General features: G+C 67.1%; 14 protein-coding genes. 7 read left to right on the top strand and 7 right to left on the bottom strand.

The features are described 5' to 3' along the window. Positions 1–28 precede the first annotated feature (28 nt). The 6 genes from FBZ89_RS16680 (at position 29) to FBZ89_RS16655 (ending at position 6,151) form a co-directional block, all read left to right on the top strand. On the top strand, positions 29–940 hold the full coding sequence (locus tag FBZ89_RS16680; protein ID WP_145751037.1) for an NAD(P)-dependent oxidoreductase: 912 nt from the start codon (positions 29–31) through the stop codon (positions 938–940). A 19-nt stretch (positions 941–959) separates the two neighbouring features. Continuing rightward, a complete protein-coding gene (locus FBZ89_RS16675) occupies positions 960–2,036 on the top strand; it encodes an acyl-CoA dehydrogenase family protein (protein ID WP_145751036.1) in 1,077 nt (358 codons plus the stop codon). A gap of 24 nt (positions 2,037–2,060) precedes the next feature. Then, positions 2,061–3,206, top strand: a complete 1,146-nt coding sequence (locus FBZ89_RS16670) for an acyl-CoA dehydrogenase family protein (RefSeq protein WP_145751035.1) — start codon at positions 2,061–2,063, stop codon at positions 3,204–3,206. Positions 3,207–3,224: 18 nt separating this feature from the next. Next, positions 3,225–4,025 (top strand): crotonase/enoyl-CoA hydratase family protein, encoded by an 801-nt coding sequence (locus FBZ89_RS16665; protein ID WP_145613651.1) that lies wholly within the window; start codon positions 3,225–3,227, stop codon positions 4,023–4,025. Between the two features lie 274 nt (positions 4,026–4,299). Next, positions 4,300–5,271 carry an aldo/keto reductase gene (locus FBZ89_RS16660; protein ID WP_145751034.1) on the top strand — a complete coding sequence of 324 codons (972 nt, stop codon included), beginning with the start codon at positions 4,300–4,302 and terminating at the stop codon, positions 5,269–5,271. A 22-nt stretch (positions 5,272–5,293) separates the two neighbouring features. Then, on the top strand, positions 5,294–6,151 hold the full coding sequence (locus FBZ89_RS16655) for an SDR family NAD(P)-dependent oxidoreductase (RefSeq protein WP_145613653.1): 858 nt from the start codon (positions 5,294–5,296) through the stop codon (positions 6,149–6,151). 38 nt (positions 6,152–6,189) lie between these two features. Here the strand turns inward: FBZ89_RS16655 and FBZ89_RS16650 are convergent, their stop codons facing one another. From FBZ89_RS16650 to FBZ89_RS16625, 6 genes are read right to left on the bottom strand one after another with little or no spacing between them, the layout of a single operon-like run. After that, positions 6,190–7,920, bottom strand: coding sequence for an FAD-binding protein (locus FBZ89_RS16650; protein WP_145613654.1), 1,731 nt, complete (start codon positions 7,918–7,920; stop codon positions 6,190–6,192). A 25-nt stretch (positions 7,921–7,945) separates the two neighbouring features. Next, positions 7,946–8,986 carry a 4-hydroxy-2-oxovalerate aldolase gene (gene dmpG / locus FBZ89_RS16645; RefSeq protein WP_145613655.1) on the bottom strand — a complete coding sequence of 347 codons (1,041 nt, stop codon included), beginning with the start codon at positions 8,984–8,986 and terminating at the stop codon, positions 7,946–7,948. Then, positions 8,983–9,918, bottom strand: coding sequence for an acetaldehyde dehydrogenase (acetylating) (locus FBZ89_RS16640; RefSeq protein WP_145613656.1), 936 nt, complete (start codon positions 9,916–9,918; stop codon positions 8,983–8,985). Before FBZ89_RS16640 ends, dmpG begins: the two co-directional genes overlap by 4 nt. A 46-nt stretch (positions 9,919–9,964) precedes the next feature. Next, on the bottom strand, positions 9,965–10,798 hold the full coding sequence (locus tag FBZ89_RS16635; protein ID WP_145613657.1) for a fumarylacetoacetate hydrolase family protein: 834 nt from the start codon (positions 10,796–10,798) through the stop codon (positions 9,965–9,967). Beyond that, a complete protein-coding gene (locus FBZ89_RS16630) occupies positions 10,773–11,585 on the bottom strand; it encodes an alpha/beta fold hydrolase (protein WP_145751033.1) in 813 nt (270 codons plus the stop codon). Before FBZ89_RS16630 ends, FBZ89_RS16635 begins: the two co-directional genes overlap by 26 nt. 14 nt (positions 11,586–11,599) lie before the next feature. Next, positions 11,600–12,808 carry an acyl-CoA dehydrogenase family protein gene (locus tag FBZ89_RS16625; protein WP_211107233.1) on the bottom strand — a complete coding sequence of 403 codons (1,209 nt, stop codon included), beginning with the start codon at positions 12,806–12,808 and terminating at the stop codon, positions 11,600–11,602. Between the two features lie 350 nt (positions 12,809–13,158). On the opposite strand from FBZ89_RS16625, the gene FBZ89_RS16620 reads away from it, so the two are divergent. Then, the gene (locus FBZ89_RS16620) at positions 13,159–13,803 is read left to right on the top strand and encodes a TetR/AcrR family transcriptional regulator (protein ID WP_186455011.1); all 645 of its coding nucleotides are present in this window, start codon (positions 13,159–13,161) and stop codon (positions 13,801–13,803) included. Positions 13,804–13,844: 41 nt separating this feature from the next. Here FBZ89_RS16620 and FBZ89_RS16615 read toward each other — a convergent pair whose 3' ends face one another. Beyond that, positions 13,845–15,272: an NAD-dependent epimerase/dehydratase family protein gene (locus tag FBZ89_RS16615; protein ID WP_145613660.1), complete on the bottom strand. Its 1,428-nt coding sequence runs from the start codon at positions 15,270–15,272 to the stop codon at positions 13,845–13,847. Positions 15,273–15,456: the final 184 nt, after the last annotated feature.

The raw sequence follows: 15,456 nt of genomic DNA, 5'->3' as shown, positions 1-15,456 counted from the left end.
GGCCCATCCTTGAAAGGAGGTCAACGACATGACCGACACCATCGCCTTCATCGGCCTTGGCGCCATGGGGCTGCCCATGGCCAGCAATCTGGTCCGCAAGGGCTTTCCCGTCATCGGCTTCGACCTTGACCGCGCCAAGCTCGACGCCCTGGTGGCGGTGGGCGCCAAGCCGGCTGGCAGCCTGGCCGACGCCGTCCGTGAAGCCGGCATCGTCATCACCATGCTGCCCGCCCCGCCCCATGTCCGTAGCGTCATGCTGGGGCCCGACGGTGTGCTGGCCCATCTGCGCACCGGCGGCCTGGTGATCGACATGAGCACCATCGACCCCGCGACCACGGATGACGTGGCGGACGCCTGCCGCCGGAAAGGCCAGACCTTCGTCGACGCCCCCGTCGGCCGCCTGGTCAGCCATGCCGAGCGCGGCGAATCCCTGTTTATGGTGGGTGCCAGTGATGAGGGCCATGCCCGCGCCCTGCCCCTGCTGCAGGCCATGGGCACCACCATCCTGCGCTGCGGACCGGAGGGCAGCGGCACGCGCACCAAGATCGTGAACAACTATCTGGCCATCGTGGGAGCGCAACTGACGGCGGAAGCCCTGCTGCTGGGCACGAAGCTGGGACTGAACGTGGCGACCATGCGCGACGTCGCCGGCGGCACCACCGCCACCAACGGCCAGCTTATGATCAATTTCCCCAGCAAGGTGCTGAAGGGCGATACGGCGCCCGGGTTCACCATCGATCTGGCGCACAAGGACCTGATGCTGGCCCTGGCCGCGGCATCACAGCAGCGCCTGGGCCTGCCGGTCGGTCAGGCGGCGGCGTCCGCCTTGGGCGCGGCGCGGGGGAGCGACTATGCGGGCCGGGACTTCTCCGCCCTGCTGGACTACGCCTGCGAGATCGCCGGCGTCGCTCCGCCCCGCCTGTCCCCCCAGGCGTCCTGACGCGACGGGAGCGGCAACGGTGAGCGAGACCAGTGAAATCGTGCGGGACATGTCGGCCCGGTTGTTCGCCGACTTGGCGACCCCGGCCCGGCTTTATAAGGCCGAAGCCGGAGTTTGGGACCAGCCGGCCTGGGACCGGGTGCAGATGATGGGATTGCCCCTGGCCCTGGTGCCGGAGGAGGCGGGCGGCGTTGGATTGGAGGCGGCCGACGCCGCTGGGCTGGTCGCCAGCGCCGCGACCACCGCCCTGCCAGTCCCTTTGGCGGAAACCATGCTGGCCAACCGTCTGCTGGCCGATGCCGGCCTGCCTTTGGCCGAGGGACCGGCCACCCTGGCACCCGCCCGGCCCGGCGACCGCTTCACCCTGGAGCGGCGGGGGGCTGGCTGGCACCTCCATGGTGGGGCCGAGCGTGTGCCCTGGGCCAGCATCGCCGGTGACATCGTCATCGTTGCGGAGGCTGAGGGCCAAGTGCTTGCCGCCCGTGTCGCCCGATCGGACGTCACGCCGCTGCCCGGCCGCAACCTGGCGCTGGAGCCGCGCGATCGGCTGGAGGTGGATTTGGAGTTGCCCGGGGATGCCGTCGCCCCGCTGCCGGCCGGCATCACGATTTGCCACCCCCTGGCCTTGGGCGCGGCGTTCCGCACCGCGGCCTTGGCGGGCGCCGCCGCCCGCGTCCTGGACATGACCGTGGCCTACGCCAACGAGCGCAGCCAGTTCGGCCGGCCCATCGGCAAATTCCAGGCCGTTCAGCAATCCTTGGCCCTGATGGCGGGCCAGGTCGCCGCCACAAAGGGCGCCGCCGACCTGGCCGCGGGCTATCTGGACGCCTATTCCCAACCAGGAGGAGCCGACCCCCTTCCGGTTGCCATCGGCAAGGCCCGGGCCGGCGAGGCGGCGGGGATGATCGCCGCTATCGCCCACCAGGTTCATGGCGCCATCGGCTTCACCCATGAGCACGCCCTGCATTTCCTGACCAAGCGCCTGTGGTCATGGCGGGATGAGTTCGGCAACGACGCCCATTGGCAGCGCCTGATCGGCCGGCGCATGGCCGCCGCGGGCCCTAAGGGGCTTTGGCCCCTGCTCACCACCCTTTAGGCCCGGCCGACCCAAGGAACCATCATGTCCCATTTCGCGTTCCCGCCACCCATCCACCCGCCAGGCGCGGACGACTTGCGGGCCGAGGTGCGCCAGTTCCTGGCCGAGGAGCTGGCCAGCCGTCCCGCGTCCCAGCGCATCAAGTCCTGGAGCGGATACGATGCCGATTTCAGCCGTAAGCTGGGACAACGCGGCTGGATCGGCATGACCTGGCCCAAGGAATATGGCGGCCGGGAGCGGAGCGCGCTGGAGCGCTACATCGTTCTGGAAGAGCTGTTGGCCGCCGGCGCGCCCGTAGCCGCCCATTGGATCGCCGACCGGCAAAGCGGCCCCCTGTTGCTGAAGGAGGGGACCGAGGAGCAGAAGCGCCACCTCCTGCCCCGCATCGCCGCCGGCGAATGCTTTTTCTGCATCGGCATGAGCGAGCCTGACTCCGGATCCGACCTCGCAGCCGTGCGCACGCGCGCCGTAAGGACCCAGGACGGTTGGCGGGTCAACGGCACCAAGCTGTGGACCACCTACGCCCACAAGTCCCACTACATGATCCTCTACTGCCGTACCAGCGGTGTCGACGATCGGCACGGCGGCACCAGCCAGTTTCTGGTGGACCTGACGTTGCCGGGCATCACCATCCGCCCCATCGCCGATCTGTCGGGTGAGCGGCACTTCAACGAAGTGGTGTTCGAGGATGCGCCGCTACCCGCCAGCGCCTTGCTCGGCACGGAGGGCAACGGCTGGAACCAGGTGATGGGCGAACTAGCCTATGAGCGCAGCGGACCGGAGCGCTTCCTGTCGACCTTCGTGCTACTGGTCGAATTGATCCGGGCGCTGGGAACTGATCCGTCCGACCAGGCGCTGGCCGTGCTGGGTCGCCTGTGCAGCCATCTCGCGGTGCTGCGGCGCTTGTCCCGATCGGTGGCCGGCCTGTTGCAGGAAGGGGCGAACCCGGCATTGCAAGCCGCCCTGGTCAAGGACCTCGGCGCCGTCGTGGAACAGGAAATTCCCGAACTGGCCCGCCAGCTGGTGGCGACGGAGCCGATGCTGGGATCGGACGACATTTTCCAGGCGGTGCAGGGCTACGCCATCCTGAACGCGCCCGCTTTCTCGCTTCGCGGCGGAACGCGGGAAATCCTTCGCGGCATCATCGCGCGCGGCCTGGGCCTGCGCTGATCCAACCAGGGAACCCCCATGTCCGAACCGGTTCTATTCGAGCAGAGCGAGGGCATCGCCCTCATCACCCTCAATCGCCCCGAGACCCGCAATCCCATCTCCGACCCCGACATGATCGAGGCGATCCTGGCCGTCCTGGCGCGGATCGAGGCTGACCTGACGGTGCGGGTCGCCATCCTGACTGGCGCCGGAAGCGCGTTCTCCTCCGGCGGCAACCTGAAGAAGATGGGCGAACAAGGCGGCGTGAATGATCCTTTGCCCGCCCAGACGCGGCGCAACTACAAGCACGGCATCCAGCGGCTACCGCTGGCGTTCGCGGCGCTGGACGTACCCGTCATCGCCGCCGTCAACGGCCCGGCCATCGGCGCCGGCTGTGACTTGGCCTGCATGTGCGACCTGCGTATCGCCGGACAGAGCGCCCGCTTTGCCGAAAGCTTCGTCAAGCTGGGCATCGTGCCCGGCGACGGCGGGGCCTGGTTGCTGCCCCGGGTCGTGGGCTTCGCCAAAGCCAGCGAAATGGCCCTGACCGGCGACGCCATCGACGCCGCTGAAGCGCTGGCTTGCGGCTTGGTTTCCAAGATCGTCCCGGATGCCGAGCTGCTGGACCACGCCCGGGTGCTGGCACAGCGCATCGCTTGCAATCCCCCGCATGCCGTGCGCATGACCAAGCGCCTGCTGCAGAAAGCGCGCGACAGCAACCTGGAGACCGTGCTGGACCTGTCCGCGACCATGCAGGCCTTGGCCCATGCGACTGCGGATCACAAGGAGGCCATCGCCGCCATGTTGGGGAAACGCGCACCAACCTTCGTGGGCCAGTGACTAAAGCCCACCCCATCTGCTCATAACATCATAATTTGCGTAGTTTTTTCCTTTTAAAAACACGCATACAGACTATAGTGTCGCCTTGGGGGAGCGCCAGGATGTGAGCGGATAAACGGACCGCCTGGGAGGGTGTCCGTCCCCGTACACGACAGGCAACCTGGGACAACCGAGCCGCGGCGCTGCGGCACCGGCCAGGTCACGCTCCCCCACCCCCGACTACGCCGCCATCCGACCAGACCCTGCTCAGCCAGCCTCATCAGAAGGTGATCCCATGCTCGAACGTGTCGCGCTTCATTCCGCCCTGCCCGCCGTCAGCCGGCTGTGCCTCGGCACCAACATGTTCGGAACGGCGGTCGACCAGGTCCGGGCCAACGCCTTACTGGATGCCTTCGCCGCGCTGGGCGGCAACTTCATCGACACCGCCCGGTCTTACGGCGACTGGATTCCCGACGCGCCCAAGGGCGCCAGCGAACGGGCGGTGGGCGCCTGGATGAAGGGACGCCGGCGTCAGGACATCGTCCTGGCCACCAAGGGCGGGTTCTTCGACCTCAAGGTCATGGATTATCGCAAGCGGGTGAACCCTGAGGACATCGCCAGCGACTTGGCTGAAAGCCTGGAACACCTGCAGACCGACTATATCGATCTTTATTGGCTGCATACCGACGACGACACCCAGCCTGCGGGCGCCCTGGTCGACGCGCTGATCGAACACCAGCAGGCCGGGCGCATTCGCCAGTTCGGCGCCTCCAACTGGTCCCCGGCGCGCCTGGAGGAGGCACGCGCCTACGCCCAGGCGATCGGCCATGACGGCTTTATCGCCTGCCAGCCCTTCTGGGGCTTGGCGGTCCCCAACCGCGAGGTCGCGGCTGTCTCGGGCTACGGTCCCTATTATGAGGACGGCTTTCAGCCCGTGCACGCCGCTGGCCTGGCCATGGTTCCCTATTCCGGCCAGAGCCGCGGCTTCTTCACCAAGCTGGCGGCCAGCGGCGAGCAGGGCCTGCCCGATGACCTGAAGGCCATGTACGTCAACGAGGCCAACCGGCATCGCTTGGCGGCGCTGACGCGGGTGGCTGAAATTCACGGTGTCGGCCTGAACACGGCGGCGCTGGCCTATCTGACGTCGCAGCCCCACCTGACTGTTCCCATCATCGGCGCCAGCAAGCCCGAGCAGTTGGCGGAGAGCGCCCGCGCCACCGCCCTGACGCTATCGGCCGCTGAGCTTGCGGCTCTCGCCACCGCGTGACCCTGACAGGGAGGTTGACGGGATGCCCGTGGGCAAAGTCGCTGTAGTGACCGGCGCCAGCCGGGGTGCGGGTGCCGGCATCGCGCGTGCGCTGGGCGCAGCCGGTTATACCGTCTACGTCACCGGCCGGACGACCGTGGAAGGGGCGGCGGCACTGCCCGGCACCATTGGCGCCGTCGCCGCGGAGGTTACGGCCGCCGGCGGCATCGGCATTCCCGTGGCCGTCGATCACGGGGATGACGACCAGGTGGCGTCGCTGTTCGATCGGGTCCGGAATGACCAAGGACGCTTGGATATCCTGGTGAACAACGCCACCGCCCTGCACGATGCCCTGGCCAGCCCCGGCGGCTTCTGGGAACGGCCGCGGGAGCTGGCGGATATCCTGACGGTAGGCTTGCGCTCCCACTACGTGGCCAGCTACCACGCGGCCCCCTTGATGATCGCCACCGGCGGCGGGCTGATCGCCTTCACCTCGTCCTTCGGGTCTGTCTGCTATATGCATGGGCCAGCCTACGGGGCCCAGAAGGCCGGGGTGGACAAGTTCGCGGCCGACATGGGGGTGGACTTGGCACCGCACGGCGTGGCCACGCTCTCCCTCTGGATGGGGCCGCTGCTGACCGCGCGGACGGCCCGCACCCTGGAACAGCGCCCGGACCAATACGCGTCCTTCATGGAACAGGCGGAGACGCCGGAATTCACCGGCCGCCTGATCGCAGCCGTCCACGCCGATCCCAACCGCATGGAATTATCCGGCAGCACGCAGATCGGCGCCGAGTTGGCGGCACGCTACGGCATCCGCGATGCCGGCGGCAAACAGCCGCCCTCCTACCGGGACATGCTGGGCAGTCCGCGCATTCCCCACCCCGCCATCGTGCGCTGACCCCTCGCAGACGGATTACCGACCATCCGTGGCAGCGGTCAGGTCCCTGTCTGCTCCGCCACCACCTGGCCCATCACCGCCCCGACCCGACGACCGGAGAAGATGCAGTCGGCGGCGGATAGGCCGCTGACGTAGAGATTAGAGCATATGCCCACCGCAGCGCGGCCAGCGGCATAGAGGCCGGGAATGGCACGGCCTTGGCTGTTCAGGACGGCACCGGTGTCCTCGTCCACGGTCAGTCCCCCCAGGGTCAGCGTGGGCAGCGGCGCCAGCTTGGCATCGATGGACATGTCCAGTGCATAGAACGGCCCGCGTTCCAGGACGGCCATGTTGTCAGCGCCCTTGTTGAACGCGTCGGACACGATTCCACGGGCCGCCTGGTTGTATCGGGTCACTGTGCGATCCAGCGTGGCGGGGTCAAAGCCGCAACGCTCCGCCAGGGCGGCCAGCGTGCGTGCCTTGCGGCGGCCGAAACGCATGGCCAGCATCGCGGGATATTTCTGAAAAGGCAGCACCTTCCCGCGGGTGACCTGCTGCCAAGCCTGGTCATAGAGTTGCTGGTCCAGGATCAGGTAAGCCCGCCCCCCGCGCTCCTCGCACATCTTCTGGCCGATGGCGGCGCCATACAGCATCTCATTGACGTAGCGCTCTCCCCGCCTGTCGACGATGACGCCATGGGCCCAGGCCAGAGGCGGATTGATGAAGCGCCAAGCGCTGACATGGTTCATGCGCGCGACGGCGCCCCCCACCGTCTGCCCCAGGCGGATGCCGCTGCCATCATCCCCAGGCGACCCCAGGGGCATGCCCTGGACATAGGCTGGCGCATGGTGGGCCACCATCGGCCGGTTGAAGATGAAGCCGCCCGTGCTGAGACAAACCCCTTTCCGGGCGTGGATAAAGCATTCCACCCGGCCGGTCCGCTCAATGGCGCGCGCCCTCTCCCACAAGCGGGATGCCCGCCAGTTGGCGAAGCCGGCCCCTGGGAACGACGGCGGGAACATGAGCATGTACTTCGTGCCCTTCGCCGCCAGCCGCTCATACTCGATGGCGTCCATGGTCCTCGGCGGAATATGCAGGACCCGCACGCCAAGGACATGGCCATGACGGTCCACCACCAGTTGCCGGCACTCTGCCTTGGTCCATAGCCGCACCCCCAACCCGGCAGCCGCCGCCTGCAGGGGGTAGTACAAGCCGACACCGTATCCGACGGCGGTGTTGGCGGCGGGCATGAACACCCGATGCCCACGCGGCGCCGGCTTGGCCACGGCGGCATGCTCGGGGGCCAGGCAGCTGTCGGAGTGGTAGAGGTAATAGTCGGAATGGGGGTAGCTGGTCTTTTCCCAATAGACCCGGCTGTTGAACGCCACGCCGTGGGCCTTCAACCACTCCACCATCTCGGGGCTTTCCGCGCAGAACCGGTGCAAGGTGCGGTCGGACACCACCCCCTCCGTTTCCCGGCGCAGATAGCGGTACATATCCTCCACCGTGTCCTCGACGCCGGCTTCCTGCTGCACCGAGGTGCCGCCGCCGGCGTACAGCACGCCGCCGTTCATGGCCGTGGCGCCGCCGCCGTGATAGCGGTCGACGGCGATAACGGACGCCCCTCGTTCCGCGGCCTCCACCGCCGCGGCGACGCCGGCACCACCGTAGCCGACCACCACCAGGTCCGCTTCCGCGTCCCAGCGCACCTCGCTCGCGTCCGCGACCGTCAGCGGCGCCTCGACAGCGGAATGCCAGCCGGGAGAGCCCGGCCTCTCCTCTCCGGTCATCTTGCCCTCCCCGCCCCCATGCGTCTCACGTCGCGGCCCGCGTCTCGCGCGCCTTCAGGATGTCCAACGCCACGTCGACGATCATGTCTTCCTGACCGCCCACCATGCGCCGGCGCCCCAGTTCCGCCAGCACCACGCGCGCATCGACTCCATAGGTCTTGGCGGCGGCCTCCGCATGGCGAAGGAAGCTGGAATAGACGCCGGAATAGCCCAGGCTTAGCGTCTCGCGATCCACCCGCACGGGGCGATCCTGCAGCGGGCGCACCAGGTCTTCCGCCGCGTCCATGAGGGGATAGAGCTCGCAGCCGTGCTTCCACCCCTTGCGGTCGGCGGCGGCGATGAACACCTCAAGGGGGGCGTTGCCGGCGCCGGCCCCCATGCCGGCCAAGCTGGCGTCGATACGCACGGCGCCGTTCTGGACGGCCACCAGCGAATTGGCCACGCCCAGCGACAGGTTGTGGTGGGCATGCATGCCGCGTTGCGTCTCGGGCTTCAGCACCCGGTCATAGGCCTGGAGCCGGGCGGCGACGCCGTCCATGTCCAAGGCCCCCCCGCTGTCCACCACATAAACGCAATGCGCACCGTAGGATTCCATCAGCTTCGCCTGGGCGGCCAGCGCCTCGGGCTCGATCATGTGCGACATCATCAGAAAGCCGGACACGTCCATGCCCAGGTCGCGGGCGGCCCCGATATGCTGCTTGGCCACGTCGGCCTCGGTGCAGTGGGTGGCCACCCGTACCGAGCGGACACCCAGCCCATAGGCGCGCTTCAACTCCTCCACCGTGCCCACGCCGGGCAGCAGCAGGGTGGTCAACACCGACCGCTCCAATACCTCGGCCACCGCCTCGATCCACTCCCAGTCGGTATGGGCGCCGAAGCCGTAGTTGAAGCTGGTGCCATTCAGGCCGTCACCGTGCGCCACCTCGATGGCGTCCACGCCGGCGCGATCCAGCGCCCGGGCAATGGCCCGCACATGGTCCAGGCCGTACATGTGGCGGATGGCGTGCATGCCGTCGCGCAGGGTCACGTCCTGGATGTAGATCTTTTCCCCCTGCGGGTTCTTCATGCCACGCCCCCTTCCAAGCGCTGGGCGATCAGGTTGCCTGTCGCCTCCGCCGCCGCCGTCATGATGTCCAGGTTTCCGGCATAGGGCGGCAGGTAATGGCCGGCCCCCTCCACCTCCAGGAAGACGGAGGTCTTGAGGCCGGTGAACTCGCCCAGCCCCGGAATCTTCAACCGGTTGTTATCGCCATAGCGCTCGAACTGGACTTCCTGCTTCAGCCGATAGCCGGGCACATACCGCTGCACCGCCTGGACCATGTCTTCCACCGACCGGCGGACGGCGTCCTCATCTTCGCCCAGGCTCAGGGTATAGACCGTGTCGCGCATGATCATGGGCGGCTCGGCCGGGTTCATGATGATGATGGCCTTGCCACGCTGCGCCCCGCCCACCAGTTCGATGCCGCGCGCCGTCGTGCGAGTGAACTCGTCGATGTTGGCCCGAGTGCCGGGACCGGCGGACCGGCTGGAGACCGACGCCACGATTTCGGCATAGGGCACCGGCGCCACCCGCGACACTGCCGCGACGATCGGGATGGTGGCCTGGCCGCCGCAGGTGACCATATTGACGTTGGGCGCGTCCAAATGGGTCGCCATGTTCACCGCCGGCACGGTGAAGGGGCCCAGGGCCGCCGGCGTGAGATCCACCACCCGCTTGCCGTCGGCGCGCAGCGCCGCGTCATGCGCCTTGTGGGCATAGGCCGAGGTGGCATCGAAGACGATGCGGATGTCGGCGTAGTCCGGCAGCTCCCGCAGGCCACCGATACCGTTGTCCACGGCCCGCACGCCCAGCCGGCGCGCCCTTTCCAGGCCTTCCGACGCCGGATCGATCCCGACCATCGCCGCCAGTTCCATGTGCGCCGACCGGCGCACGATCTTGACCATCAGGTCGGTGCCGATATTGCCCGAGCCGATGATCGCTACCTTGACCTTGGCCAAAGTCCGCTCCCTTCCCCGCGACCGGCGGCCGCGTGCTGACTGTCTGTTATTTGAACGTGATGGACGCCGTGCCGATGCCATCCAGCGTCATGGCGAAATGGTCGCCCGGCCGGGCTGGCTCCAGCGGCACCAGGGAGCCCGACAGCACGATCTCGCCCGCCTTCAGGGACACTCCGAAGCCGCCCAGGGTGTTGGCCAGCCAGGCCACGGCCGCCTGTGGCGACCCTTGCACGGCCGAACCGTAACCCTCGCTGAGAAAGGCCCCGTTCTTCTCCACCACCACCCGCACGGCCGGCAGGTCCAGCGCCCGGGGCGGCACCCGCGCGGCGCCCAGGACACAGACGCCGCAAGACGCGTTGTCGGCCACGGTATCGACGATGCCGATGCGCCAATCCTGAATACGGCTGTCGACGATCTCGAAGCAAGGCACCACCGCCTCGGTGGCGTCCAGAACGTCCTCCGGCGTGACCCCCGGCCCCCGCAGGTCCCGCTTCAGGATGAAGGCGATCTCGGCTTCCGCCCTGGGCTGGATCAGCCCGGCGCCGGCGATGTCGACGACGGCACCATCGGCCACGATCATGCGGTCGGTCAGGAAGCCGAAGTCCGGCTGGAAGACGCCCAGCATGTCCTGGACGGCCTTGGAGGTGACGCCGATCTTCTTGCCCACCACGTGCTCGCCATCCGCCTCGCGGCGGCGCAAGGTCGCCAACGAAATCCGGTAGGCGTCCTCGATGGTCAGGCTGGGATGGCGCGCGATCAGGGGAGCCAGCGTCCTACGCCCGCGCAGGGCGCCATACAGTTCCTGGGCCAGTCGCTCGACCAAGTCGGCGGGTGCGGGTTCGGCGGGACAGTTCTCAGTGCGTGAGGAAGTCGATGACATGGCGGTTGAACTCCCCGGCCCGCTCCACCATCACCCAGTGGCCGACCTTGTTGAACAGCATGAAACGGACATCCGGGCAGGCCGCCAGGAACTTCTGGGCGCCGCTGGCCGGGCAGAAGGCGTCCTCGGTCCCCCAGAAGCCCAGGATGGGTTGGGTCAGCTCCCCCAGGCGGGGGCTCAGATCGGGTACGCGCATGGTGGACAGCACCTGCTTGGGCTGTTGCCGGGCCACGGCATAGCGTTCCGCCACCAATGCGTCGGTGATGTGGACGGGGTCATGGACCAAGTTGGTCACCAGGCGGCGCTGATCGGCCTCGGTGAAATCCGGACTGGTGAAGTCCCCCACCATGCGGGCGATGCCCGGCATGGCGAAGTAGGTTTCCCGCGTCTCGATGCCGCCCGGCGCCATCATCACCAGGCGATCCACCAGCGCCGGATCATCCAGCGCGATCTGCATCGCGATGGCGCCACCCAGGGAATTGCCGACCAGCGTGGCCCTCTCCACACCCACCTCGGCCAGGGCGGCGCGCAGTGTGCCGGCGAAGAGGTCCAGCGTGTAGTCCACATGCGTGGGCTTGTCGCTGGCGCCATACCCGATCAGATCCGGCAGGATGACGCGGAAGCCCGCATCGGCGAAGGCCCGCCAGTTGCGGCTGAAATTGGACGCGGCGCTGGCGCCGGGCCCACTGCCGTGGATGAAGACGACGGTTGGGCCGGACCCGGCCACCGCCACCCAAAGTCGATAGTCGCCGGCCTGTATATGCCGGCCGGACAATTGCCAGTCCATGGTGGTCCCCCGCTTCAGCAGAAATGGACGGCCGGCGCGCCGCCCAGCAGCACGCCGCCGAGATCGGGCCCGACATTGTTGGGGTCGTTGGCGACGTGCGCGCGAGCGGCATTGACGTCCAGCCAGAAACGGATGATGGGGCTGCTGCGATAAATGGCGCGCCCGCCCAGCAGCGGCATGAGGCTGTCCACCAGGCCGGCACAGCGGGGCACGATGGTGGCCGACTGATATCGGTACATCAGCCGCTCCTCCAGGCTTAGCGGTTCACCGGCCGTCACCTTGCCGAGCAGACGATCGAAGTTGGCGGCCAGTTGCACCTTCATCTCATCGATCTGGGCACGGACGCGGGCCGCCGCCGCCAGGGACGCGGGGTCGGTCCGCGACACCTTGCCCGTGTTGCTCGACACCCGCTCCCGCACGATCCCCAGGTAGGCGTCCAGCGCCCCCTGGGTGGCACCGATCGCCGCCGTGGACACGGCCCGCACGAATACCTGCGCCCAGGGCAGCGCGAACAGCGGCGCGGTGTTCACCGTCTGGCCGGGATTGGTGCAGAGGAAACCGTCCGACGCCTTGTGGGTCCGGTGTTCCGGGACGAAGCCGTTTGAAACGACGACGTCATGGCTGCCCGTTCCCCGCAGGCCGAAGGTGTCCCAGGCCTCCACCACCTCATAGTCGGACCGGGGCAACAGGAAGGTGCGCATGTCCATGGGGTCGCCGGGGTTCAGCGGCGGAACGATGGCCCCCAGGAACACCCAGTCGCAGTGCTGGCAGCCGCTGGAAAATCCCCAGCGTCCGGAAAGGCGGAAGCCGCCCTCCACCCGCTCCACTTTGCCCACCGGCTGATAGGACGATGAGATCAGCGTGTCCGGCGAGGTGGACCACACGTCCGCCTGCGCCCGGTCATCGAACAGAGCCAGCTGGTAGGGGTGCACGCCGACCACGCCCAGCACCCAGGCGGTGGACATGCAGGCCTCAGCCAGGGTCATCTGGACATCGAAGAAGACCTGCGGCGCCATTTCGAACCCGCCCCAGCGCTTGGGCTGCAGGATGCGGAAGAAGCCGGCTTCGCGCATTTCCTCCACGGTTTGCATGGGCAGGCGGCAATCGCGCTCCGCCTCGGCCGCCCGCGCGCGCAGCGCCGGCAGCATGGCCCGGGCCCGGTCCAGCAGCTGGCCCGGCGTGGGAACGTCCCTGTCCCGTTGCACTTCGACCATCTTGTTCATGCGATGCCTCCCGTTGGCTTCGACGCGTCACGCCGCCGATTTACCATCATCATTCGTATTTATTGGTACGTCTAACTACGCAAATCGTCAATCATAAACGCATATGACGCGATTATCGGGAGATGGGAGACCCACAATTAACGAGGATGCACGAGCTGCGCGGATTCTCCCCCGTGTAAGCTAAGCCCGAAGAGACCTCAGAGAGGGAATCCCTGGACCATCCAGTGGGCGCAAAACCTCGCCGGCGGTACAACCAGGTCCCGATTTTCGTTTGTTTCCGCACCGACATGGATTAAACCCGGTGCATGGTCCGTAAACGCTTACTCAGTGCCGATCGGCGCGCCTTGATTTTGGAAGCCGCGATCCGGGTTTTCGCGGAGCATGGCTTTGATGGCGCGAAAACCCATCGTATCGCGGCCGAGGCCCAGGTTTCCGAGGCGCTGATCTTCCGGCACTTCCCGTCGAAGGAAACGCTTTATCGCTCCGTGCTGCGGAAGCTGATCCGGGATCAGAATGAGGCCTTCAAGGCGGTGGGGGAACTCAGCCCGGATGCCACCGGCCTCGTCACGATGATGCGGAATTATTTCGGCAACTGCCTGCGTGGCAGCCTGACCCCCAATCCCAACGCCATCCGCATCCTTTACGCTAGCCTGGCCGGCGACGGCACTTATGCCCGTCTGACCTATCGCCGTTCCCTGCGGCTCAGCCTGCCGTCATTGATCGACGCCCTGGCTGGCGCCCGGGCGGCAGGCGACTTGGTGGGAGCCCCCATCGACCCGATAAACATCGTGGCGATGCTGGAGCACCTCGGCTCCAACGTCACCGTCGCCCGCATGCGGGAGCCGCACTTGGTCCAGTACGCCGGCACCGAGGACCAGCTGCTGGAACAGATGATCCTTTTCTGCGGCCGGGGCATCGGCTTGCGGGAAGAGGTCATCCAGGCGCATCTCGGCGCCGACGCCGCCCTGTCGCTTCGGGCCGTTGGGACGAAATAACCCACCCGACGGCATGAAGCCCTGCAACAATCAGTGAACAATCAGCGGCCTTGGCGCCAAACCTGCGCGAAGAACGGGCTGCGCCGGGCCACGGCATCATAGCCATCGGGATCAATCATGCAGGTCGGGCACCAGTGCCCGCCGCGCAGCATGAGGTTGGGCGACATCTGGAACTCATGCCCCACAGCGCACCGCCAACCGACCGGTTCGTGGGGGTCGTGCGCATGGTCAGCCGTGCACTGACCGCCCCGGAATTCCGCCGCTTGGCGCAAATCCGACACAGTCCACTGCTCCTTGGGCTTGTTCTCGTCATATCCATGATCGAGGTATGACGGCGTGCGCGACGGCTGGCCTAGCGGAAACTGGGCCCAGTCCGAGGGGATTTGCTGCCACTGCGCCCGTGAGCCGAAATAGGCGTTGATGTGCGCCTCGTCCCCCTGTTCCAGCCAATGCAACGGCCCGCCCTCGCCCCGCGCCAGCTTCTCAATCTGCTTACGCGCGGCGCCACCGGCCAGCCGGGCCCCCCAGCGCACATAGAACGGCACCGCGGCCTTCAGGATCGCCAGGAAATCCGCCAGCGTCTCCCGGCGGAAGGGGACCAGTTCCTGCAGGCGGTCGGAATCGGTGTACCACTGGCCGTGGAAGTTCTGCGTGGCGAACCAGTTGGGTTGGAACACCTTGCGGAAATCGGAGAAGCCCAGCACCTTGAACATCGCCGCCGCGAATTCATGATTGACCACCCGCAGGTCGCCACCACCGCCGATGTTATAGAAATTGCGCCAGACCTGGTCCGGGACGCTGTCCTCGCAAAAGTTGGCCGCCAGGCGCCCCGAATCCCCCACGGTTACCCATTCCAGTACCCCGTTGAAGGGGCTGTGGAACATGATGGGATCCTGGATTTTCCAAAGATTGGCGTGGGCGATCCCGGTCTGGCGCAAGGAAACCCAATGCTTCAGGCCGGACTCGGCAACGATGGCTTCCGCCTGGGTCTTGCTGACAGCATAATGGTCATACTTGCTGATCTTGATGGGATCGCCGGTGCGCCCCCAATGGACCGGCGTCTGGCGATCACCGGTTTGGGCCACGGTGCCGATATAGACCAGCCGCACACGGTCCGGTGCCGCCTGCGCCTTGATCGCCTGGACGATGTTGCGCGCGCCACCGACGTTGACCTCCATGGTCAGCTTCGGCAAACGATCCGCCATGGGGGAAACCAAGCCGCCGATGTGCAGCACCTGGTCGGCGCCCGTCACACCATTCAGCACATCGGGGTAATGCCGCAGATCCCCCCAGACGATTTCCAGGTTGGGATGACCCTTGAAGCGTTTCAGGACAGGATGGTCACGCTCCTTCGGCAAGACCAGCGCCTTGACGCGGAAGCGGTCGGCGCGCTCCAGCAATTGCCGTAGGGTTTCTCCCCCCATATTGCCCGACGCCCCGGTGAGGAAGACTACTTTCTTGCCCTGCATCAAGACACGCTCCGCCTGAAAAGTTCGCCGATGACAGACCGGAGGTGACGGCCCTGCTTCGCGGTTCCCGCCCGCTCACTTTAACCAGAGGCGGTCGTCTCACCGCCACCACCATGGCAGCCGCCAAGGTGCCATGGTCATCCGCCCGCGCCGCCTGCAGTAAGCCCTTGGCGCAGGGACCCTC

This window comes from Nitrospirillum amazonense (genome assembly GCF_007828045.1).
GTDB lineage: Bacteria > Pseudomonadota > Alphaproteobacteria > Azospirillales > Azospirillaceae > Nitrospirillum > Nitrospirillum amazonense_C.
This window is presented reverse-complemented; position numbering and strand designations above follow the sequence as displayed.